Annotated in this window: 24 protein-coding genes and 1 pseudogene; 15 read left to right on the plus strand and 10 right to left on the minus strand. The window is 38.6% G+C overall.

Translation table 11 applies throughout. The features are described 5' to 3' along the window. Nucleotides 1–646: 646 nt before the first annotated feature. The 10 genes from BC8716_RS17615 (at nt 647) to BC8716_RS22845 (ending at nt 7326) form a co-directional block, all read left to right on the plus strand. A complete protein-coding gene (locus tag BC8716_RS17615) occupies nt 647–1405 on the plus strand; it encodes a DUF5986 family protein (RefSeq protein WP_094427818.1) in 759 nt (252 codons plus the stop codon). A gap of 35 nt (nt 1406–1440) precedes the next feature. Continuing rightward, nucleotides 1441–2622: a helix-turn-helix domain-containing protein gene (locus tag BC8716_RS17620; protein ID WP_094427820.1), complete on the plus strand. Its 1182-nt coding sequence runs from the start codon at nt 1441–1443 to the stop codon at nt 2620–2622. A gap of 264 nt (nt 2623–2886) precedes the next feature. Continuing rightward, complete coding sequence (locus BC8716_RS17625) at nt 2887–3204, plus strand: hypothetical protein (RefSeq protein ID WP_094427822.1); 318 nt, start codon at nt 2887–2889, stop codon at nt 3202–3204. Between the two features lie 10 nt (nt 3205–3214). Then, nucleotides 3215–3415 carry a sigma factor-like helix-turn-helix DNA-binding protein gene (locus BC8716_RS23015; RefSeq protein WP_367576713.1) on the plus strand — a complete coding sequence of 67 codons (201 nt, stop codon included), beginning with the start codon at nt 3215–3217 and terminating at the stop codon, nt 3413–3415. A gap of 474 nt (nt 3416–3889) precedes the next feature. Then, the gene (locus BC8716_RS17635; RefSeq protein WP_094427826.1) at nt 3890–4315 is read left to right on the plus strand and encodes a hypothetical protein; all 426 of its coding nucleotides are present in this window, start codon (nt 3890–3892) and stop codon (nt 4313–4315) included. 131 nt (nt 4316–4446) lie between these two features. After that, nucleotides 4447–4560, plus strand: coding sequence for a protein YkzS (gene ykzS, locus BC8716_RS23100; protein ID WP_496197029.1), 114 nt, complete (start codon nt 4447–4449; stop codon nt 4558–4560). A 75-nt stretch (nt 4561–4635) separates the two neighbouring features. Further along, nucleotides 4636–5280, plus strand: a complete 645-nt coding sequence (locus tag BC8716_RS17640; RefSeq protein WP_094427828.1) for a hypothetical protein — start codon at nt 4636–4638, stop codon at nt 5278–5280. A gap of 299 nt (nt 5281–5579) precedes the next feature. After that, nucleotides 5580–6422 (plus strand): hypothetical protein, encoded by an 843-nt coding sequence (locus BC8716_RS17645; RefSeq protein ID WP_094427830.1) that lies wholly within the window; start codon nt 5580–5582, stop codon nt 6420–6422. 164 nt (nt 6423–6586) lie between these two features. Next, nucleotides 6587–7075 (plus strand): outer membrane protein assembly factor BamD, encoded by a 489-nt coding sequence (locus tag BC8716_RS17650; RefSeq protein WP_142300851.1) that lies wholly within the window; start codon nt 6587–6589, stop codon nt 7073–7075. Nucleotides 7076–7200: 125 nt separating this feature from the next. Next, entirely contained in the window at nt 7201–7326 is a 126-nt protein-coding gene (locus BC8716_RS22845) for a hypothetical protein (RefSeq protein ID WP_257392262.1), read from the plus strand. A 39-nt stretch (nt 7327–7365) separates the two neighbouring features. Here the strand turns inward: BC8716_RS22845 and istB are convergent, their stop codons facing one another. The 3 genes from istB to BC8716_RS17665 form a co-directional block, all read right to left on the minus strand. Next, a complete protein-coding gene (gene istB / locus BC8716_RS17655) occupies nt 7366–8130 on the minus strand; it encodes an IS21-like element IS643 family helper ATPase IstB (protein ID WP_094429144.1) in 765 nt (254 codons plus the stop codon). After that, nucleotides 8130–9674, minus strand: coding sequence for an IS21 family transposase (gene istA, locus BC8716_RS17660; protein WP_094429138.1), 1545 nt, complete (start codon nt 9672–9674; stop codon nt 8130–8132). Before istA ends, istB begins: the two co-directional genes overlap by 1 nt. A 234-nt stretch (nt 9675–9908) precedes the next feature. After that, nucleotides 9909–11032 (minus strand): IS3 family transposase gene (locus tag BC8716_RS17665; RefSeq protein ID WP_094427834.1). Its coding sequence is split into 2 segments (ribosomal slippage): nt 9909–10744 and nt 10744–11032, totalling 1125 coding nucleotides; the frame shifts between segments, so codons are not numbered across the junction. Between the two features lie 96 nt (nt 11033–11128). Between BC8716_RS17665 and BC8716_RS17670 the strand changes: the two are divergent. After that, nucleotides 11129–11473 (plus strand): annotated as a pseudogene (locus tag BC8716_RS17670) (DinB family protein); the annotation flags it as partial. A 166-nt stretch (nt 11474–11639) separates the two neighbouring features. On the opposite strand, the gene BC8716_RS17675 reads toward BC8716_RS17670, so the two are convergent. Further along, nucleotides 11640–11843, minus strand: a complete 204-nt coding sequence (locus BC8716_RS17675) for a hypothetical protein (protein WP_094427836.1) — start codon at nt 11841–11843, stop codon at nt 11640–11642. Between the two features lie 233 nt (nt 11844–12076). Beyond that, a complete protein-coding gene (locus BC8716_RS17680; RefSeq protein ID WP_094427838.1) occupies nt 12077–12820 on the minus strand; it encodes a Cof-type HAD-IIB family hydrolase in 744 nt (247 codons plus the stop codon). Nucleotides 12821–13139: 319 nt separating this feature from the next. On the opposite strand from BC8716_RS17680, the gene BC8716_RS17685 reads away from it, so the two are divergent. Continuing rightward, nucleotides 13140–14690, plus strand: a complete 1551-nt coding sequence (locus BC8716_RS17685; protein WP_094427839.1) for a PTS transporter subunit EIIC — start codon at nt 13140–13142, stop codon at nt 14688–14690. Nucleotides 14691–14712: 22 nt separating this feature from the next. After that, a complete protein-coding gene (locus tag BC8716_RS17690) occupies nt 14713–16086 on the plus strand; it encodes a class-II fumarase/aspartase family protein (protein WP_094427841.1) in 1374 nt (457 codons plus the stop codon). A 77-nt stretch (nt 16087–16163) separates the two neighbouring features. Here the strand turns inward: BC8716_RS17690 and BC8716_RS17695 are convergent, their stop codons facing one another. From BC8716_RS17695 to BC8716_RS22375, 4 genes are all read right to left on the minus strand, one after another. Continuing rightward, nucleotides 16164–16901 carry a MurR/RpiR family transcriptional regulator gene (locus tag BC8716_RS17695; RefSeq protein WP_094427843.1) on the minus strand — a complete coding sequence of 246 codons (738 nt, stop codon included), beginning with the start codon at nt 16899–16901 and terminating at the stop codon, nt 16164–16166. Between the two features lie 243 nt (nt 16902–17144). Then, nucleotides 17145–17819: a hypothetical protein gene (locus BC8716_RS17700; protein WP_094427845.1), complete on the minus strand. Its 675-nt coding sequence runs from the start codon at nt 17817–17819 to the stop codon at nt 17145–17147. Nucleotides 17820–18119: 300 nt separating this feature from the next. Next, nucleotides 18120–18257, minus strand: coding sequence for a hypothetical protein (locus BC8716_RS22370; protein WP_157730486.1), 138 nt, complete (start codon nt 18255–18257; stop codon nt 18120–18122). Nucleotides 18258–18330: 73 nt separating this feature from the next. Next, complete coding sequence (locus tag BC8716_RS22375; protein ID WP_157730487.1) at nt 18331–18495, minus strand: coiled-coil domain-containing protein; 165 nt, start codon at nt 18493–18495, stop codon at nt 18331–18333. A gap of 510 nt (nt 18496–19005) precedes the next feature. Between BC8716_RS22375 and BC8716_RS17710 the strand changes: the two genes are divergently transcribed. Next, nucleotides 19006–19179: a DUF4177 domain-containing protein gene (locus BC8716_RS17710; protein WP_157730488.1), complete on the plus strand. Its 174-nt coding sequence runs from the start codon at nt 19006–19008 to the stop codon at nt 19177–19179. Between the two features lie 131 nt (nt 19180–19310). Further along, nucleotides 19311–19526, plus strand: coding sequence for a hypothetical protein (locus BC8716_RS17715; RefSeq protein ID WP_094427851.1), 216 nt, complete (start codon nt 19311–19313; stop codon nt 19524–19526). A 103-nt stretch (nt 19527–19629) separates the two neighbouring features. On the opposite strand, the gene BC8716_RS17720 is transcribed toward BC8716_RS17715, so the two are convergent. After that, nucleotides 19630–19884 carry a hypothetical protein gene (locus BC8716_RS17720; RefSeq protein WP_094427853.1) on the minus strand — a complete coding sequence of 85 codons (255 nt, stop codon included), beginning with the start codon at nt 19882–19884 and terminating at the stop codon, nt 19630–19632. Between the last annotated feature and the right edge of the window lie 376 nt (nt 19885–20260).

Raw genomic sequence — 20260 nt, forward strand, 5'->3', positions numbered from 1 at the left:
GTGATTAGCCAGTCTCTGTATTGGATGATTTCATTTAGTTTAGTAGACCTTAGATGATTTGTTCAATTAAGCGTGACCTATCCAAGTGTACCACATCAGCGATTTGTAAGATGAAATAATCTGTTCAAATTCTCATATGAGAGATTGGAAGCGGAGCAGATGCCTAGAGACTTTAGCTGGTGATGATCCGTGTATTTTTTTCTGTTGAGTATCGTATAAGCTCTGCTATCTTTTCGATCTTAAGCGGGCACAGCCTCACAAGTTGGAACATTTGCAGCGTACTGATGATTAATAAATAAATATGTGGCTGACATGAAATATGGCGGACATAAGAGCATCAATTTGTTAAGGGCACATATGTTCGTATGAAAGACACATCAATTAATCTTGAGAGTGGTAGAATAGAACTGGATATTTTAAAACTTGAAAAGCCATGTCTAATTGTTGTGGCCTAAGGTAAGGCAAAATTTGCTGAGCTCCCTGCTTTTGGTGAAACAATTGTAGTAACACACATCAAAATAAGGTGAAAAGGTTAAAATTCACTGAGGGTAAAGAATTTTAAAAAATAATCGATGTCAAGGTTTACTTTTTTGTAAATTATGTAGTATTATTATATGTATCTACATAATAGGAAGGGGATAAGCCTGTGAATATTGGTACTAATTTGAAGGATGATGCTATAAAAGACATGGTAAAAGCGTTCAGTGCAAGTACTGACGGAGAGATATATGAAATTGAAATGGGTTTTGGTTTAGAAAGAACAAGGAATTTTAAGAATGGGGTATCATGGGATATTACTTTTAGAAATATAGCCGCGGCCGCTGTAAAACATGGCTTAGAGGTAATCAAGATTAAAAGAGGTATCTGGAACTTTATAGCTCTAATGGATCCTAAAACAGGTTACCTGTTCGTATTTACGAAAGAAAATAATTTGGAAATGGTCATAAAAAATAGCGGGAAAAAATCAATTCACTATTTCTACGCTTTTATAGCGATGCATGACGATATAACTGCAGAATCTAGTTATAGTTGCAGTCTTATCCCTGAATTTGATATAGAATATGAAGAAAAGCGAATTATAGAAGCACAAAAAATTCTTGATGAAAACTTTTCTAGAGTAAAGCGGGTTATTTTTGTTACTAAGAAAAAAGAGATGCAAGGTATTTCAACAGTAAAAGCTAAGCTATACGATAAAAACTTTTTTCTAGTTGATACTGAAGACTGGAGTCATTACGCATCTGATGTTGCATATGGAGATCTATTGGAAAATGATGAACTAGAGTCACCAACTTTACCAATGTTGGCTAAAGTAAAACCAAATATAAAAGAACTTAAGCGTTCTAAAGAAAGAGAGCTTGTTAAAAAGAAGGAGAAAGAAAGAAACGGGAAGATTACATTAAGTTAGAATGATTAATCCTCGTTTTTAAGGAGGAATAAAAATTGCTAAAGCGGCAATTTAACGGATCAAGATTAAAAGAAGGAAGAATATATAGAGGGTACACCATAACAGAGTTAGCTGAACACTTGGGTGTTAGTAAGCAAATGATCTCTAAATATGAAAACGGAAAGGCTATACCAACATTTGAGGCATTAGTGGGTATAGTGAATTTGTTAGAATTCCCAAGAGACTATTTTTACGAAGAACCAGTGGAAGTTAAAACAGGAAATACTTATTTTAGATCATTACTATCCACTGGAAAAAAAGATAGAGAAATGCAGCGAGATCGCGTTAAATATTTGTCAATTTTGCGCGCCATGTTGGAGGAATATGTTGATTTTCCTGAGTTGGATTTACCTGCAATTCCAGACGAACATGAAAACGATATTGAATTTGCTGCGAAACGAGTTCGAGATGCCTGGGGATTAGGTACTCGACCTATTAAAAATTTGGTCTATTTAATGGAAACTAAGGGTTTTGTACTCTCTTCTCTAAAATTAGATCAAAAATCAATTGATGCTTTTGGAATGCAGAGTGAAATTAACGGGAAAATTTTTTACACCATTGTCTTAGGGAATGACAAAAATTCTTTTTATAGAAGGCAATTTAGTCTTGCACATGAATTGGCTCACATTATTCTTCACGATCCTTTTTTGAACTTGGAAGACTTAAATAAAGAAGAATTTAAGCAACTAGAGAATGAAGCAAATGAATTTGCAGCTGCATTTTTGCTCCCTAAAGAAGAATTTATTAGAGATGTTTCCATTCATCCAACTGATTTAGAGTACTATAAAGTTCTAAAAAAGAAATGGAATGTTTCAATTGGAATGATGGTTATGAGAGCCTATAAACTGGGTATTATCTCTCAGGGGAGTTATCAATACATGCAGAGAAGTATTAGTAAATATGGGTGGAGAAAACAAGAACCTTTTGATACGATTAAAGAAATGGCTGAGCCAGTCTCTATACGACAAGCTGTAGAACTTTTGATCGAGAATGATTATGTTACTGGAGAAGAGCTCATTTCCAAATTATCTACTGAGTATGGTCTAACCTTATTTAGAACAGATATTGAGGAGCTATTAGCTGTAGACTCCGGTTACCTTAAATCAAAGGTGGAAGCTATACCTAATAATATAGTAAGTCTTAAAGATAGACTAGATAAAGAGCAAAAATTAAATTAAAAAAAGCTAGTCCCCACAGCCAACTGGAGGACACTGATAAATACGGTATTAACCGTGTTTCAGTGTCCTCTTTTTTTATGCAAAAAGGAGTGATTGCAGTATGTTTCAGGATCAGTTGGAGTGGTGCCTGCTTGGGCATCCGGTGCCAGCAAAAAAGAAAACTAAAAAACGCAAAAGGAAGAAAAAGACGTCAAATACGCTATCTACTCGCGGTCACGTGGCGGGGCGGGCTTACCGTCAGCGATAAAAAAGGGAGGGTTCGCCATGCAAGATATGTACTTTTTGCTCAAATCCTATAAAGATCAGTTGCGTGTATTTAGGGCTTACTATGAGGATTTAAAGCCTCCCACGATAGCAGATAAAAAAGCCGAATCTGAAATTGTGGCCGGTATTATTTCAGATTTAGAGCATGTCATCGAGTGGCTGGAAACTGGCCGCTGCCCAGGGGCAAAGAGGGACAATGATAGACGATCCGTATACCAGCTCACCTATCATATGGACCCAGATGCCCTTGAAATTTATGCGAAGTACGAAGAACCAGCTTTTGCCGATGAAGTAGATTATTCGGGGCTATCTATCTGAAAGAGATCGATTGCGCATTGAGGATGCGCTATCGGTGTTGACGGAAAATGAAAAAGAAATCTTTTTAATGCACTATGCACGGAATTTGTCGCTAGGACAAATCGCAAAATATAGGAATGTAAAAAAAACGAGCGTTCAAAATCAACTAGAACGCGCAAAAAGAAAGATTAGGGAACAAACATCATGCAGCCTTTTTGCCTTTGCCGGCTAAAAAGGCTTTTTTTGTGGTACGATTGCCGCCTATATATGAAGGGGGTGAAAATCTCCTGTACAAAGAATCTATTTAGGGCGTGTCGTGCGCCCTCTTTTTTGTTTGCTGCCAGCAGGGCGTTGCGCTGTAGCTTGGCCGGCCAGTGCAGTGCCTTGCTGAGAGTAGACAAAAAGAATGGGAGGATGTATCAGTTTGCGCAGTGTGAAAATGACAAAAAGCGTCTATTAGAGTGCGTATGCGTTTTATATACAAGCTTAACGGCTTATAGAAGAATGGACATGACGAAGATCTAGTCAGCAGAATGCTTGATGTTTCATATACACAGTCATATAAGGCACCAGAAAACATAAAAATCCTCTGCACTTATGGCAGAGGACGCAGTAAAGTGTAGCTTATTTCGGACCATGTTGGTTGAGCATTTCAAGTAAGTATTCCAATTTTGGTAAAATACGATATCTTTGACGTTCCGTGAACATGAGTCTAAGAAGTATTATAAAAATTATACTTCCGAATGTAAAAAGAAGTACAGTTGAGAAATCAAGACCAACTATTACGACCATTACTAAAGCTAAAACACTAACAAAAAAGGGCAAAGTCGCTGCTGTAGTTTTGTATGTAGAAATTTTCTTTATCAGGTATGCTTTAATTGCTCTGTTTACGTCCGGTTCTAATGTTTGTATAGTATTAATTAATAATGCGTGTTTACTTAGTTTTTCAAAACATTTATGGAAATGGGTCTTTTCTCAAGACAACCCAGAATGGAAACAATGGGATGCTCCTTATTTTGAGCATCATTCGCTCCCTTATGATGAGTTCCGTGAAAAAGCAGAAAACTGGGTCCAACTTTCTTACCAAATCTTCAAAGTGGTTTTGGCTAATATCGATACTATCACCGACTAAATTGTTCATCTGTTCTTCAAATTGCTTAAGTTCATGTTTCGGAAAAAATTTCATTTAACCAACCTCCTCCTTTTATTAATCGTCATAAATCAATTGAAATTTAATTTATAATCAAGCTGGGGGGAATAAAAATGACAGAGGTATTGGCGCAAAAAAGATTGGACCAGCTACATAAAGGCGAGATAGCGGAATACAGAGTGGTGAAGGACGCGTTTCCGATCTGCCGTGTTGTTTTACTAGCTTAAGAGGATATAAAGGACTTCAGAAGTAAGGCGCAGTACCACGAGGCGATTATTTACACGTATTAGGGGGTGAACGGTGTGAAAGAAGTAGATTTGTTTAATATGTTTTTATGGCTTGACATTGAGACGATATTAAAAATTATCGAAGACACAGAGTTACTGTTTGAAGAAAGAATGAAGATACATGATGAAAAATTAAAAGAGATTAGTGAGATTAAGGAATGGGATCAATACGAAGAATACCTATATCACTTTGAAGGTGAGATTGACCATTACTCTAAATCGGGCATCTTTCAACTGCGTAATTCTTTTTTCTTAACTTCATATAATTTATTTGAAAGCAAAGTCAGGGAATTGGCTAAAACTAGAGTGCGTAGTGAATTTGAAATGGAGGATTTGAAGGGACAGCTAACTGTTAAAATTAAAAAGTATTTTACAAAAGCTAGTAATGTCCCTATGGATTTTTTTAAAGGAGACCGTTGGAATCGTATTAATAATTATGGTGAGATTCGAAATTGTATTGCCCATGAGGGTGGAGAGATACTAAGAGAAAATAGAAAACAAATTGCGGATGAGTTTAAGGGGATGAGGGTGAGTGATTTAGGTTACTTAGAAATTGATCGAGGCTTTTGTGATTTTATGTTGAATGATCTATATGATTTTTTGTGTGATTTAAATGACAAATTATTCGAATTGAATATTGATAACGACACTATATTTTAACACCTAAAAAGAGCACTTTTATAGACATAAAGAGTCCAGCGGGTAAATACAACAACAAAAAAATATAGGTAGCTGTACCATTGCTTATCGTTTTTTTAAAAGTTATTTTAAAAGTTTGATAGGGGGACAATAATGAATAATAAACAGATTGAATTGCTTAAGCAACTATACGAAAGAGACTAGAGGTACAATTATTAATTTGGTGGATAATAGTGTGAAGTTCATATACCTTTATTTTGGTTAATATGAGAATTTGAGAAAGTAGACACCGACATTTGAAATTAAAAAGGAGAGGGCAAATGATTAACGAGTTTATTTCACAAACTACTGAATTTTTAAATCAGTCAAACATTAGGATTCATGAAAGTGACGTAAGACTTGTAGAAATAAACGACGATTGTTCTACCATAAGGAATTTCTCATATGTTAACTTAAATCCCAATGATATTGCCGAAAATGTTTTGTTACACCCTTTGTTGTTTTTTACGTTACTCGACGCAAATTTGGATCTTAAATACCCAGAGCTAAGCGGAAAATCGTTTTCTCATAGATATAGAAACTTACCTTCTTCTAATGATCAAGAAATCATTTTAAAAGAATGTTACAGAATACTAAAGCTATTGAGGAATGCTTCGGCCCATAATAAAAATTCTATAAGTTATAATGACGAATTTGTATGTGTTTCTTATCAATTTGGGGGAAAGGATTATAAATTGAAGATTAAGAAATACGGATTAGAGCTCATTTACTCCTGTTTGTTAAAGATTTATCTTGATTTTGACAAAATGCTTCCTAACGAATATAGAACTGGGTTGGCCAGAACGTATTATGACGACATACTTGAGAATATATCGTTGTTTTCTGATGATGAAGATACCAATCTAATGTCTATATCTCAGGAAAATTTGCGTATAAAACGCAATGTGCGCTACCGTATTAAAAAACCAGAAATAGAGGAGCTCAATGAACTCAATGGACTCAGAATCATAACTACCTATGCTTCAAATGAAGAAATAATGGCCAGGGATGAATTTTTAATTGAATATAAGAATAAGGCATATTTAGTACCGGCCGAAGTATTAGATAATGACAATAAAATTCAAATAAGTGAATTAAAAAAATGGGTATATAGTGGAGAGTGAGTAAGGTTGGTAAGCTTCAATCTTAGATAGTATGATAGCAAGAAAAAGTTGTGAGTGCACCTAGCCTGTAATTTTCTACGTGATTTTTTATTACTTTTATGGTAATACCTAGACCTGTAGTGGTAGTATCTACTTAGCAATGACTCAAGGAGAGGGTATTGGAGTTGAGAAAGGTATTACTTGTTTTATTAAGCGTATTTATGTTGTCAGCATGTGGTGGAAAAAGTGAAATGCCTGCAGATGCCGAAACTGAAGAGAGCGTCTCTGAAAAGAATAACGAAATGACAGCAACTGCCGCACTGAACTATCTTGAACAGATAACAGAACGGTACTTAAATTCGGTAGAATACGAAGATGGAAGTTTTGAGCAAAAGAGTGAATTGCAAGCAGGGATTAAAAGGTGCGAGGCGATCATTTCCGAAATAGAAGAAAAGTATAAGGCAGACCTTCCGATTGCAACAGAGATGATTGATTTAGCTAATGGAGTTAAAAACACATTACAAGACATGCTAGACGGTGATAACAATAATTTAGAAAATAAGAACCATGCAATAGGCATATTAATTGGGAATATCTCTGGAGAATATCTAGATGGAGAGCTACCACCTACGTTGAAATATAATTTAGAAATGGATAAACGATACACTTATTAAGGTGCTTTATTGTTTGGTCAGTTTTTTGGCAAATAGGCTCGGCAGATGCAAAACAGTGAGAGTGTCCACTAGGGCGCTCTTTTTTGTGCATAAAAAGAAAATAATGGAATAAAAAGGAGCTGAAAATGATGGAAGGCAATGCTTATCAACGCGATTCAAAAGGGAATCTCCTTGTGAAAACCATCAACTACACATTAGACGAATCAGGAAATGCAGTTCCTGCTGGAAGTTCAGGAGGGGGAGGTATGTAGACGTCAAGTTGAAATTTACACTTTTTGCTCGTTTCCTTTTTACACATCTGCTGAAAAAATGCTCTTCCGATTTTTCATCCTGTGACTTCTCTCTTCTTCGCTACCATGGATCACTTCCACACGATGAAGTAAGCGATCTAAAATCGCAGTGGTGATGCCTTGGTCTCCGATTAAATTGCCCCATTCATCTGGACTCTTATTTGATGTCAGGATAATCGAACTTCGTTCGTATAAATGGTTAATTAAATGAAAGAATAGGTTTGCTTCTCTCTGGTCCATGGCCATATACATTAAATCATCAATAATCACTAAGTCGGCATTTCTAATTCTCTTAAGCTGAACTTTAGATTTGTTCAGGTATTCTTCTGATTTTAGAAGCTGCACCAGTTCACCCATTGTAGCGAAATAAACATTAAACCCTCTGTAAACAGCCTCAAGTCCAAGTCCAATTGCGATATACGTTTTACCGATGCCAGGAGGCCCTAAAAGGATAAGATTATAGTGTTGCTCCAGCCAGCTTAATTCTCGGAGTTGAGAAAGCTGACGAGCCGTCAGAACGTTTTGTCCTTTCAGCTCAAACTCGTCTAATGACTTCACGAAAGGGAAGCGTGCCCATTTCATTCTTTTCTCAAGGCTTTTCTCTTCGCGTTTGGCTAATTCATATCGAGTGAGAGACTCTAAAAATTCCAAGTAGGTCCATGATGCTTTTTCAGCTTCGCGAAGAAGCTGTGGCAGCTCCTCCGCAGTCTCTGCTAGGCGTAGCTGACGAAAGTGATCTTGTAGTTCATGTACGGTTTTGTTCATCATGTTCTACCTCCTAAAATGCTAGTATAGGCATTTAGAGAACGGGTAGAGGCTTTGAGATGAGAATGGTTTGGCGGACTCGTGTAAAAAGATTGTGCTTCTTCAATCGGCTCATCTCGTAAAGCATCAAGGTGATGAGCGATATCGCGAAAGTCATTCGCATTGTAAAGCTTTTCTGTCGTGCACTTGGCCAAAACAGTATCAATTATAGCCGGGTATTGTTGGCTCACCTTATGAATAATTGTAAACTGATCTCTCCGATACCTCGGGTATCTTTGGCTAATCTCATCTAAATAGGCAGCTGCCTGAACCTGATCTTTAAAGTGAGAGAGGAGACGTTGTTTAAACTCTTCCACACCTTTGGAGCGATCACGAGTATGGTGACGGTTTTGAATCAGCTTTCCCTTTTCAGAGCTGATCCTATGCTCGGCAATCACTTCACCATTTGCTTCTTTGCGGATGATCAGGGCGTTGTGATCTTCTTCCCTTATTTCAATCCACACAAGATTCTCACTCCTATTTTGATAAGTCCCCAGTGGGACAGAGTAACGGTTTGACTTGTACCGGATCGTATTGTCCTTACTAACACTTCTTGTTATACTTTGGTTATGGGTACTTTCATATGAAAGTAACGAAGAGACTGGCTGTAAGTGTTGCTTTTCGAGGAGAAACACTTCTGCTGGTCTTTTTTTCGTTGTCTGGTGAACCTGGTGGTTTCCCGTACGCTTGAGCCATTGCCTTGCCCGTTCATTCCAATCTTCTATATCTCTAAACACACGACTGTCAGCGAAGTTGCCTTTTATGTATTTCACTACATTTTCAATCATCCCTTTAGATTCTGGATCCGCTCTTCGGCAAAGGTGAACGTTGAATTTACGCTCGTTTACATAGCTTTGAAACTCAGCTGTTAAAAGTAGTTGACCTGCATTTTCACTTACTGAGATTAAGTGATCCTGATCATAGACAATTTCTTCGGTTCGTCCTCCATAGAACTGGAAGGCATGTTCGTGACAACGAATCGCATCTCTTGTGGTGAATGGACGTGCTTGCCATTCCATATATTTTTGTCGCGAGTGAACGAGTACAAAGGCAATAAAGTACAGTTTGATTTCCTTGTTGTTCACTGTTTTCTGTTTTGTTTCTCCCCAGTCTACCTGGAGTTGTTTACCCATTGGTTGTTCAGGAACTGCTTCGTATTGCCGGACAATCCCCTTTTTCTCAATCTGATAAACTTCTCGCACCCCCCTCACATATGTTCTTACAGTACTTCCGCCGACCACTAGGTCGGGGTATCTTTCTAAAAGCCAATCATGGATCTGAGCACTACTTAGGTGGGGATACTCTTCGAGCCAGGCCAGTATCCAGTCCTTATAGTGATCTAGTTTTTTCTTCTTTCCCAAGGGCTGTTCAGTATACGCCTTTGCCTCATCGAATGTCATTTCTAAGTACTTATAGACAGTCGGTCTTGAGATTTTAAGCTCCTTAGCGATTTGCGCTACTTTAAACTTTCTCTTATGTAATTCCTGAATCTTAATATATAACACTAACTTCTCCTCCAAGATCCTAACCCCCAGTAAAATAACATCACGATCTATTTTACTAAAGAGGTAGATTGATTGAGCAAAAGTGTAAAATCTTATCGATCAAAAAGTGTCAACTTTATTCTAGCGTTTACAAGGTAACGGTGGAATGAGATTTCATATAGGTGAAGGAGAACCGGAGGAAACGCTAGGTCAACCCGAGGATGTTGGAACGTCAACACAAAACTGGACAAATTTTTAAAGGTGTAAGGCTTTGTAATCGACGGGTGATTGATAGTCGAGTGAACCATGGAGGCGTATATGGTTGAACCAATGAACATAATCAAATAAAGCAAGGTCAAGTTCGTGTTGGTTAGGGAAAACCCTTCTCGATACAAACTCAATTTTAATCGCTTTAAAGGTGGCTTCTGCGACGGCGTTGTCATACGGCGTGCCTTTGTTGTTGAGCGAACGGGCGATTCCAAAGGTCGCTAGTGTCTGGTCCATCTTCTGATTGATAAACTCTCTACCACGATCGGTATGAAACAGAGCGATCTTCTGTAAGGGATAGGAAATTTTAGCGGTGGCTTGTCCCACGAGCTCCTTATTCTTGTTTGGACCAGAACTGTAACCGATGATTTCACGGTTGTATAGATCAATGATGATACAAATATAATGCCAGTTTGCACCGACCCGCACATACGTTAGGTCGCTGACGACTACGGTTAGCGCTTTTTCTTGTTGGAACTTCCGGTCAAGGGTATTCCCTATTTCCGATTCGTTGCACACGAATTTCGTTGGTTTAAATTGGGCCACCGTGTACGTGGATACAAGTCCTTGTGCCTTCATGATCCGGCCAATGCGGCGGCGTGAAACCGTCCACCCTTGTTTAGTAAGTTCTTTTTTGATTTTGCGCTGGCCATAGATGCCTCGGCTCTGACGAAAAAGGTCGCTGATCAATGCGGTCAGCTGTTCTTCCTCTTCTTCGTGATCCCGTTGCTTGGCTTCATAATAAAACGTGCTACGGGGGATGTTCAAAATCGCACACATGGCAGCCACTGGGTAGATCCCGCGATTTTGACGGATCACGTCTATTTTCGTCCCATGATCAGCGCCGCTTGCTTTAAAATATCATTTTCCATAGCGAGCTTCTGGTTTTCTTTTCGTAGGCGGATCAGCTCTTCTTGTTCAGGCGTACGATTTTCTTTCTCGGTGAATGCGCCACTTGTTTGGTATTGACGAACCCATTTATCAAAAGCAGATGGCGTCAGTTCATATTCACGGATGATTTCCGCTCTCGGCTTTCCGGACGCATACAGTTGCACAAGCTGTTTCTTAAATTCGGCTGTGAACCTTCTTCGTGGACGTTTGGCTTCAGTCATGATATCCCGATCCCTTCATTGGATGATTCCATCTAGTCTAGTAGACCTTAGAGCATTTGTCCAACTAAGTGTAACCTATCCACATCATTAAAGGCAATTACTTGGGGATTGAAAGGATCGAATAGTAAACAAAATGAACGGAAAAATGTTCCTCTTGTATTATTAGATCGAACGAAAAAGATTATAGCTCCAAAAATCGTTGAACCAGATAAAGGACCTTTTGAAGTGGAGCAAGTAGTTAATTGGTTAAATGATTCAAGGGAAAAATTGATGAATTTTCTTAGTACTATTGAAGATAAGTCTATATTAGCGGAAAAATCTATGAAACATCCTGCGCTTGGCGAATTGCCTCTTGATCAATGGATTGAACAGATATATTTGCATGAACAGCGACACATAGAACAAATAAAAGAAATAAAATTACTTTTAGATGCTAGGTAAAAGAAGATGAAATATTTATATAAAGACATCTTCTTTTTCCTTACATTTTGTTGTGAATAGTCCTACCGGATAAGGACAATTCCGGGAAGGTGGGAACGAATAGCTCTGCCTCGTGTTGCCCCAAACGGTTTAAAGGATATGCCCACTTGCAGAGCTATTTTAGCAGTTAATCTTCTAGTGTTAAATCGTTGTATAAGTCATGTAAGTGTTCAGTTTCAATGTCATTTAACAATTTTTCTTGATCTTTATTTTTATAAATAAGCTTCAACTCACTCCCGGATTTTTCGTCAATGGCACTTACGCCATCTAAAACGGCCAGGAGCCCAAAAAGTGCTTCGTCTATACTTTCTTGGATGATTTGGCTAACCATTTCTTTATCTTTTGAATCTAGGTTATTAAACCATTTAGATTGTGCTACAAGTTTGGCTCTTGGTTTTCTTCCGGGGGGTTTTCCAACTTTTGAATGAGTCCTGCACTCGGTTTATCTCGAATATGCATTTTAACAAAGTAAACAAATTGTTCTTTATTCATGATATCCAACTTCCCCGTTAAGTTTAGTCGTCCCCACACGCATATTTTCCTGATATACCTAGCGCTCTCTAATTACACATTTCCACCAAGAATAAATTTCTCAATTGCTTTTCCAACTCCATCATTATTATTTGTATCGGTAATAGCGTCGGCTACTTGCTGCACTGCTTTTTGGGCATTTCCCATCGCTATGCCGATACCGGCAGATTGAATCATTTTTATGTCATTGAGGCTGTCTCCTATTGCCATTACATGCTTCATCGTTATTCCTAACTTTTCACAGACCCATTCAAGTGCTGCAGCTTTATTCACGCCGGTAGGATTAACTTCAACCGTGAAAGCTGTCCGGTTGCTTATTTCTACTCCGTCTATCGATTGCACTTTCTCTGCGATCTTATTTAAAATATCTTCATCCTTATGGGAGCAGCTGAATTTCAGCCACTGGCATTCGCTGCAGTTTTCCGGCAAATCGTTATAATACGCTTCCTTCGTAGAAATCGTCCATGTATTCATTTCTAGTCCTTGTGCAAAGTGATATAAATTAGCCAGCGTGGCTGGATCGAAAAGATGTTCTGTCATAACAGAATGGTCGACTGCGTAAATTTGTCCACCATTGCATGTTATCGAGTGGGAATGTAATTGCAAATCTTGAATGTAAGTGTGGCAGTGGGAAAAGGGACGTCCCGTGCATAAGACGACAGTGATACCTGCATGCTGTGCCTTCCTAATTTGATTTTTCGTCCAACTTGTAATCTCTTTGTTATCATTCAACAGCGTACCATCCATATCCAGCGCAATCATTTTTATATCTGACATCCGTTCAACCTCCGTAGGTATGTTCTGTATTTTGGGTTTAGGAAAAGGAGAAGGAGAAGGGCTGCTCGGTTTCGCCTAGCAACACTCTTACCATATCACCTCGGTTCGGATAATTCATTACTTCGAAAATCATTTTTTGGATGACCTAGGTCATTTGCCATTACCTAAATAAGTTAATAGGAAACGGAAGCGCTTCAACTAATCTTTTATGCTGATAGAATAATAGCAGATAAAAAAATCCAAGTATGCATACACTTGTTCATTTGATTTTTTATCCAACACGTAAATCCGATCATAGATACAAAGGAGGTTTTTAGAAATGAATAAAAGAAAAATCGGTGACTCCATACAGCAATTCGGCAGAACGTTGCTTCTCCCGATTGGGGTATTAGCTCCAATCGGGATGCTTTTGGGGATCAGCGGAGCGCTTACACAAGACTATATGGTAGATAAAGTTCCTTTCCTCGGCAACGAGGCCGTCAATACCATCTTGGTAAGTATAAAAACAATCAGTAATGTTGTTTTCGATAATATCCCTTTATTGTTTGCGATGGGCGTCGCCTATGGAATGGGGAAAAAGGATAAAGGTATTTCTGTGTTTGCCTCTGTGGCAGGATATCTGACTTTGATTGTTGCAATGAATGTATGGCTGACCATCACAGGAACGATGGCCGATCCGGAGGTCATGACGCAGCAGGGTCAGATCAATATACTTGGCATTCAAACCGTCAATATTAGTGCTGCCGGAGGTATTCTAACCGGTCTGATCGCAGCCTGGGCCACGGAACGGTTCTATAATCTAGAACTCCCGGCTGCCCTGGCGTTCTTTTCTGGGAAAAAATCAGTTCCAATCATCACGATCGGATTGATGGCTACCGTTGGGATGTTGCTTCCTTTCGTCTGGACATATTTTGTAGGTTTATTGACAAACTTGTCTACCATCTTTTTAAGTGTGGTCGGTCCTTTCTTTACAGCGGCAGGCGAACGGTTATTTATCCCGTTTGGTCTTCATCATGTCTGGAATGCATTGTTCCGATTTACAGAAGCTGGCGGGTCCTATGTCATTGATGGGAAAACCTATGTCGGCGTTGTCCCAGCGATTACGGAAATTTTGTTTAATCAAGGGCCGAACAGTGAGTATTGGTCCATGATGCCGAAGCTGTCCCGATTCATGGCTCAGCAGCAAATGCTTGTCGTCCTGTTTTTATTCCCTGCCATTGCGTTTGCTATGTACAAGGCTGCTTACAAAGAAAATAAGGCTTACGTTAAATCGATGTTGGTTACGATGGTGCTCACAGCTCTTCTAGGTAACGTAACAGAACCGCTTGAGTTCACTTTTGTTTTCCTTGCTCCGTTGTTATACATCGTCTACGCATGTATCGTTGGCATCGGTGCTGTATTGCTGTCGCTTGCAGATGTTTCCATTGGATATATCCGGGGGACAATTTTTGATTTTACGATCTTTGGACTCCTTTATGAAAACTCACGATGGATCTTTTTGGTGTTAATCGGTCTAGGATTAGCTGTCGTCACTTATTTCATTTTTTATTGGGCGATTATCCGGTTTGATATTAAAACACCAGGCAGGGAAGAACTGCAAAACGTTGACAGTACCCTGCTTAAAGAAAAGCGCTATGACGAGATTGCAAGTAAGGTAGTGGAAGCGTTGGGAGGAAAAGAAAACATCCTGAACGTGGATAACTGTATTACTAGGCTTCGGATTGATCTAAAAGAAGTTAGGGATATTGACAAAGAGTTATTGAACAGCACCGGCTGTTCCGGATTCTTTTTCCCAACAGCGAAGCATATTCATATCGTTTATGGGACGCAGGTAGAATTTATCAAAAACGCAGTCGATGAAAAAGTTTAGAGGCTTATAAAGGAGTGACAGTATGAAAGCGTTGTATGATTCCAAAAGTAAAACGATTGATGATCGAGGTCTGAAAAACCTCTTTACAGAGAAGGAAAAATATAAAACTTGGCTCTTGTTTGAATCGGCATTGGCTGAGGCACAGGCTGAATATGGGCTTATTCCAAAAAAAGCTGCGCAGGAAATTAAAGAGGCCGCCAAGCTTGAAAACCTTGATCTCGAAGAAATGGACCGTATTTACAAAGAAATTGGTCATGGCTTTGTCCCTTTTTTAAAAGTTCTCGTCAAAGCATGTCCATCAGATAGCGGAAAATATGTTCACTACGGAATAACAACACAAAATATACAGCAAAGTTCGCAGCTTTATATTTTGAAAAAAGCTCATACGATATTTATGCGCCTGATTGGCGAGATTTTAGAAAACTTAAGCATTCTGGCATCGGATAACAAACATACGGTCATGCCCGGTAGAACACATGGGAGACATGCGATTCCGATCACTTACGGATATAAAGTGTCCGCCTGGATAAGCGAATTTATCAGTTGTCAGCAACGCATGGCCGAAGCGGAAAAAAGAGTTTTTCAAGTGATGATGGGCGGGGCAGTCGGCACGTTCAGTTCAATGCCGGAGATAGGGATTAACGTGCAAAACCGTGTGGCTGCGTTAGTTGGTATGTATCCGATGACTGTACCATCTAGAAATATAAACACGCATAAATTGGAATACATGTCGAATTTAGCTCTATTGGCAAATTGCTGCCATAAAATTGCCGAAGAAGTATACAGTACAACCTTGGAAGAAATTGCTGAAGTATCTGAAGGGTTCAGTAAAGGGACTGTCGGCAGCAGTACCATGCCTCATAAAATTAATCCAAAACTTGCCAAGGGAATTATCGCAAATGCCCAGAAACTCTATTCTCTTCCTGGTACAGGGATGTATTCAGCTGCACGCCCATATGAAGGGGACAGTAGTTCTTATATGCTGTTTGAAGGATTGTTGGAAGAGTCAATGGAATTGATGACAGAAATTTTGATCCGCTGTGAAGAATTGACCCGTACACTGACCGTGCATAAAGAGAGAATGCTCCATAACGCCAAGCGCAACAAAGGCCTTGATAATAGTGAATACGTGATGATGAAACTAGCAGAGAAATTAGGCAAGGATCAGGCCCATTCCCTCATGTATGAGATTGCTATGAAGACAGCTGCGGAAGGACAAGAATTCTATGATAACTTAAGAGAAAACGAACCAATCCGGGCAAACTTCACGGATAAAGAAATAAAGCATATGATTGAGCCAGGAAACTATATCGGCTTAGCGGCTCATATAGCGGAAAAAGAAGCGGAGAGGGCAAAAGAAACTGCAGAAAAAATCCGTGAAAACTACAGCAATTGATCAACGACAAAATAGCGTTCTTCTTTTATGGAAGAGCGTTATTTTTGTCGTTTTACTATCACCACTGCCTAAACGATTTAAAGGTTGGCCAACTTATCAACCAACAAGTCAATCGTAAGGAAAAAACCAGTTCTTGAAATGGTGTCATTTTTGCTTGTGTTGGTTTTGTCGGTATAACAAAATAGGTTGTTCGTCGTATACCGGGTCAATTCATTTGTGTTGAATGAAGTGATACTGATCATCTCGGCTTTTTTTAGATGAATTTTTTTCGCAGTGTCAATAATTTTTTTCGTATCCCCTGATAAGGAAATAAAGATGACAATATCATCTTCGGCCACAAAATCTGTAAACACTTCCGATAAATTGTAATCTTTTATAAAGATACATTGAATGCCAATTGTCAATAAGAGATGCTCGAAATAATAACCGACAGCTTTGCTTGTCCCTCTTGCCATAATAAATACATTTTTAGCAGCTTTAATTTTGGCAGCTGTTTTCTGCAGCTGATCTTCCGTGACAAGGGAGAATGTCTTATCAATAGACTGTTTTAAATTCTCTCGATACAGGACCGTACTGGTTTCCTGTGCAGACATTTTTTCAATGATTTTCTGGCTGATGTAATATTTCATTTCTCGGAAACCGGAAAAGTCTAACTTCTGCGCCAAATTGATAATGACCGTTTTTGAAACAAACGTTGCCTCTGCCAAATCATTAATTTTAATATGGGGAATTTGATCTTGATTTTCCATGATGTAGCTCAGGACTCTCTTTTCACTTACGGTCAGTTCTTCATAGTTCTTCAAAATATCAAACATATTCTCTCCATCCAATCAAATTTCTAAAAGCAAAACATATTGTAAATATAGTACACCGGATGGGACCATTTTAACAGAGCCCTTGTGTTTATGTGTTTTTGGAGGAGAGTGTTGCAAGGTTTTGCCTGTCAAGCTTGTTTGCTGATCGCCAACTACTGTGATCTTGTGAATGTGTGAATGATGGTCGGGAAGATCCTCCACAAAGGTTTATTGCTTGAAAAAAGAGCCTTAAAAGGCTCTAAATTAAAAGTCAATTTGGACGTCTATATCATCGCCAACGCTCTCAAAATTTTCATCATGTGGTGCATCAACCAGAACTCTCACCCACTCGATCTCGTTAGGATCAGAACTTTCGAGCATATAACGAACGCTTCCTGATTTATTAACAGATCCAATGAATTCACCGCCAATATGGTCACTAGACAAGAAATCTGGTTCTAATTGTTCTCCCGTACTAGTGGTGATTGTTGCTTGGCCTATATAAAAGTTGATAGTTTCTTCAGATGAATTTAACACTTCTACGTCAATTTGAATAACTCCAGTTGGTTCAAAATCATAGTAATCAGCAAGATCTGCTGGCCACTCAACAACTTCGGCTACAGTTACTTGAGGGAAGTCCAGAGAAATAGAGGCAGTTTCAATTGTTTCGGATGTATCATTTCGGGCTAATAATTTCAAACTACCATCTTCGTTCGTATCTCCTACTTGGTATTCCCACTCTCCGTCAGTTTCCTCTTCCTCATTTTCTTCAGATTCGCTTTCATCACTAGAGGTTGTTTCGCTCTCTGCATTTTCAGTTGTTTCTTGTTCTGTGTCGTTGTTTTTGTCGGATGCATTCGTGTCTTCACTGCCTCCGCAAGCGGAGAGGGTGATGGCGCTTACTAAACCGAGTGTGACGAATAAGTAATTTTTCTTCATTTCTTTCCCCTTTTTCATTATGTAAATTTTGTTGCAAACTTAGTATAAAGGAAATGGGAAATCAGTTGTACCTGTTCAACGAAAAAAGACGCTATTTTTAAAAGAAAGTGACTAAAGTCCTGTGTTTTATGTAATTTATAGGATTTTTGATGTTTAAATAAGGGACTATACTATCTGTTCGGGATAATCGACATTACCTAATTAGGTATATTGGGGAATTTACTGATTAGTTACAAAAACGGTTTAAGCTGTGGAAAGGGGAAAAAGGGGATGGGTAGGCGGCAAGAGCCGCCTGTAAGTTTATTCTCTGTTAAATGCATTTGTAATTTCGTTGATTTCTTGTTCGATCTCGCAAAAGATGGATTCGGTCACCGCTTCTAACTCTTCACGTCTAGGATCGTCTTCTTTCATCTGGCCGAAAACGAAAAGATTTTTCATGATCACACCTCCTCATCCAATAGGATAGTGTGTGACGTAAGGGAACTGTCAACTGTCACGCCAACTTTTGTGCTTAGTATCCAAACGGAAGAAAGCAGTTATTTTTTTCCAACTGTTCGTTTCGCTGCTCTAAACTTTTGATTTTTTCATCTTGTGTTTTGGCATAAGTAAAGGCAATAGCCGATACAGCAAATGCAGCTCCTGTTATAACTGGAGCAACAGCAGAAAAAATATCCATAAAATCACCTCTTTTTTTCGATATTGAAAGCGAATCGATTAACCTAATTACAAAAAGGCACAAAGTTAAAACAAAACAGCGAAAAGGTTTATGTAAATCTTTAATAAGTTGTGTAATCGAAACGAGAGTAACGACGTCTAGTTGTTGGCTGCATGAAGAGTATTTATGCTAAACTGGATGCATGTATATTATGAGACGAGTTTTCATCATTGCCATGATCGTAGTGCTAGTATTACTACTAATATCGACCTTTACTGGGATAGGTGAAGAGATACGACATCCAGTAACGCAATATGCTGTCCTTATTTCAGGCTTTGGCTACGCTATTCTATTCGTAATAATGAAAAGAAAAAAGGACACAATTGGATAAATTAGCGAAAGCCATCTTGAGATGGAATATTCCGCTTTAGTTAATGCCCTGATAAACTTCGTACGACGACGTTCTAAAAGGGATGGAAGCCGAGGCGCTGTCTTTTTATGGGTTATCATAAGGCAAAAGAGGTGATTATAATGGAATATAACACAATATTGTTACCGGTTGCGGATAGCAAGAAGAATACGGCTCAGATCGGTGACACGCTAAATGAAATGGCTAAGGAAGGCTGGGAGCTAATCACGCTTGAGGCCCAACAAAGTTATGGCGGAACTGACGGAAATCTAGCTGTATTTAAACGGAATACATAAGGGGGGCTTCCTTGAGCGTGTATGACGATAAGTCATAGGCGCTTTTTTAATTGAAAGGACTAAGACTATGAGTAATAACTGTAAATTTCGGGTAAAGAATAATGAATTTAATTAAAAGGAGACTGTTAACCATGCCGTATTTAATGAAAGTGTATGTTGTTGGAAGGGACAAACCTGTTTATGAATCAGAGCGACCGGATGATGATGTGAAAAAAGCAGTTAGGGCGATTGATGAATCTTTGTCGAATAACCAATTCGTGTCTTTCGGTATGATGGGGGAAGAAGAGGTTATTGTGGGCTCTCGCAATGTAACACATATTGAAATCACAGCCCTTCAAAAAGAGTGACACGAGGGTAGCCATGTGGCTGCTCTATTGGAAGCTTAACGTGGTATAGGGTAGGCAATAATCATCTTTTTCTTTGTAGTGTGAAAGTGGTGCTCTAGGTTGATTATTTGATTTTTTCATCTTCGTCAGCAAGTGGATCCACCCAATCTTCTCTTTCCCATTCACGCGGTTTTCCTACCTCACTTGGGAAGGATCTAAAAAAGGTTACTAATAAAGCAACAGGTAGAGCTGAAATTACTATAAGAGGTTCTATTTCGAAAGAATTTCTTTTTCCTTGCAAGTAAAAGATGTATTCCGAACCGTGATAAGAAATAAAGAGGCCAATCGTCATTCCAACAATGTTTGTAATTTTTCGCATCAGTATCCTCCAATTTATGGATACTTTTATTGTAAATGTTCGTTAATCGAGTGTCTACAAGAGTTCAATTTAAAGTTAAAACAAAATAAGGAAACACTTTTTAATGCCATTGAAATAGGGGAATATTGCTGAATCAAAATATCTACATTTTGTAACCATGTTGAGTTCTATATAGAGTGTCAACATTTATTAGATGATCGGCCACAAAACCAAAAGATTTCTTCAAAAGTTGATTTTGTTAAACTGAAAAAGGCCATTATTGAAGAAGATAGGCTGTTCCTAGACTTCGTAAAAAACTGCCCTTTTGGGAAGAATCGAATTATGAAAGTCTAGTAGAAACGTATCGTTTGTTGCTTAGGCAGTAGATAGGTTAGTA

Source organism: Shouchella clausii, from assembly GCF_002250115.1.
Taxonomy (GTDB): Bacteria; Bacillota; Bacilli; order Bacillales; family Bacillaceae_D; genus Shouchella; species Shouchella clausii.

Bases quoted from the DNA above. Each gene is read 5' to 3' on its own strand.
- BC8716_RS17625 (WP_094427822.1), top strand. From the start codon at position 2,887: ATGCAAGATATGTACTTTTTGCTCAAATCCTATAAAGATCAGTTGCGT.
- BC8716_RS17635 (WP_094427826.1), top strand. From the start codon at position 3,890: ATGAGTCTAAGAAGTATTATAAAAATTATACTTCCGAATGTAAAAAGA.
- ykzS (WP_496197029.1), top strand. From the start codon at position 4,447: ATGACAGAGGTATTGGCGCAAAAAAGATTGGACCAGCTACATAAAGGC.
- BC8716_RS17645 (WP_094427830.1), top strand. From the start codon at position 5,580: ATGATTAACGAGTTTATTTCACAAACTACTGAATTTTTAAATCAGTCA.
- BC8716_RS22845 (WP_257392262.1), top strand. From the start codon at position 7,201: ATGATGGAAGGCAATGCTTATCAACGCGATTCAAAAGGGAATCTCCTT.
- istB (WP_094429144.1), bottom strand. From the start codon at position 8,130: ATGAACAAAACCGTACATGAACTACAAGATCACTTTCGTCAGCTACGC.
- BC8716_RS17675 (WP_094427836.1), bottom strand. From the start codon at position 11,843: ATGGTTAGCCAAATCATCCAAGAAAGTATAGACGAAGCACTTTTTGGG.
- BC8716_RS17680 (WP_094427838.1), bottom strand. From the start codon at position 12,820: ATGTCAGATATAAAAATGATTGCGCTGGATATGGATGGTACGCTGTTG.
- BC8716_RS17685 (WP_094427839.1), top strand. From the start codon at position 13,140: ATGAATAAAAGAAAAATCGGTGACTCCATACAGCAATTCGGCAGAACG.
- BC8716_RS17690 (WP_094427841.1), top strand. From the start codon at position 14,713: ATGAAAGCGTTGTATGATTCCAAAAGTAAAACGATTGATGATCGAGGT.
- BC8716_RS17695 (WP_094427843.1), bottom strand. From the start codon at position 16,901: ATGTTTGATATTTTGAAGAACTATGAAGAACTGACCGTAAGTGAAAAG.
- BC8716_RS17700 (WP_094427845.1), bottom strand. From the start codon at position 17,819: ATGAAGAAAAATTACTTATTCGTCACACTCGGTTTAGTAAGCGCCATC.
- BC8716_RS22370 (WP_157730486.1), bottom strand. From the start codon at position 18,257: ATGAAAAATCTTTTCGTTTTCGGCCAGATGAAAGAAGACGATCCTAGA.
- BC8716_RS22375 (WP_157730487.1), bottom strand. From the start codon at position 18,495: ATGGATATTTTTTCTGCTGTTGCTCCAGTTATAACAGGAGCTGCATTT.
- BC8716_RS17710 (WP_157730488.1), top strand. From the start codon at position 19,006: ATGGAATATAACACAATATTGTTACCGGTTGCGGATAGCAAGAAGAAT.
- BC8716_RS17715 (WP_094427851.1), top strand. From the start codon at position 19,311: ATGCCGTATTTAATGAAAGTGTATGTTGTTGGAAGGGACAAACCTGTT.
- BC8716_RS17720 (WP_094427853.1), bottom strand. From the start codon at position 19,884: ATGCGAAAAATTACAAACATTGTTGGAATGACGATTGGCCTCTTTATT.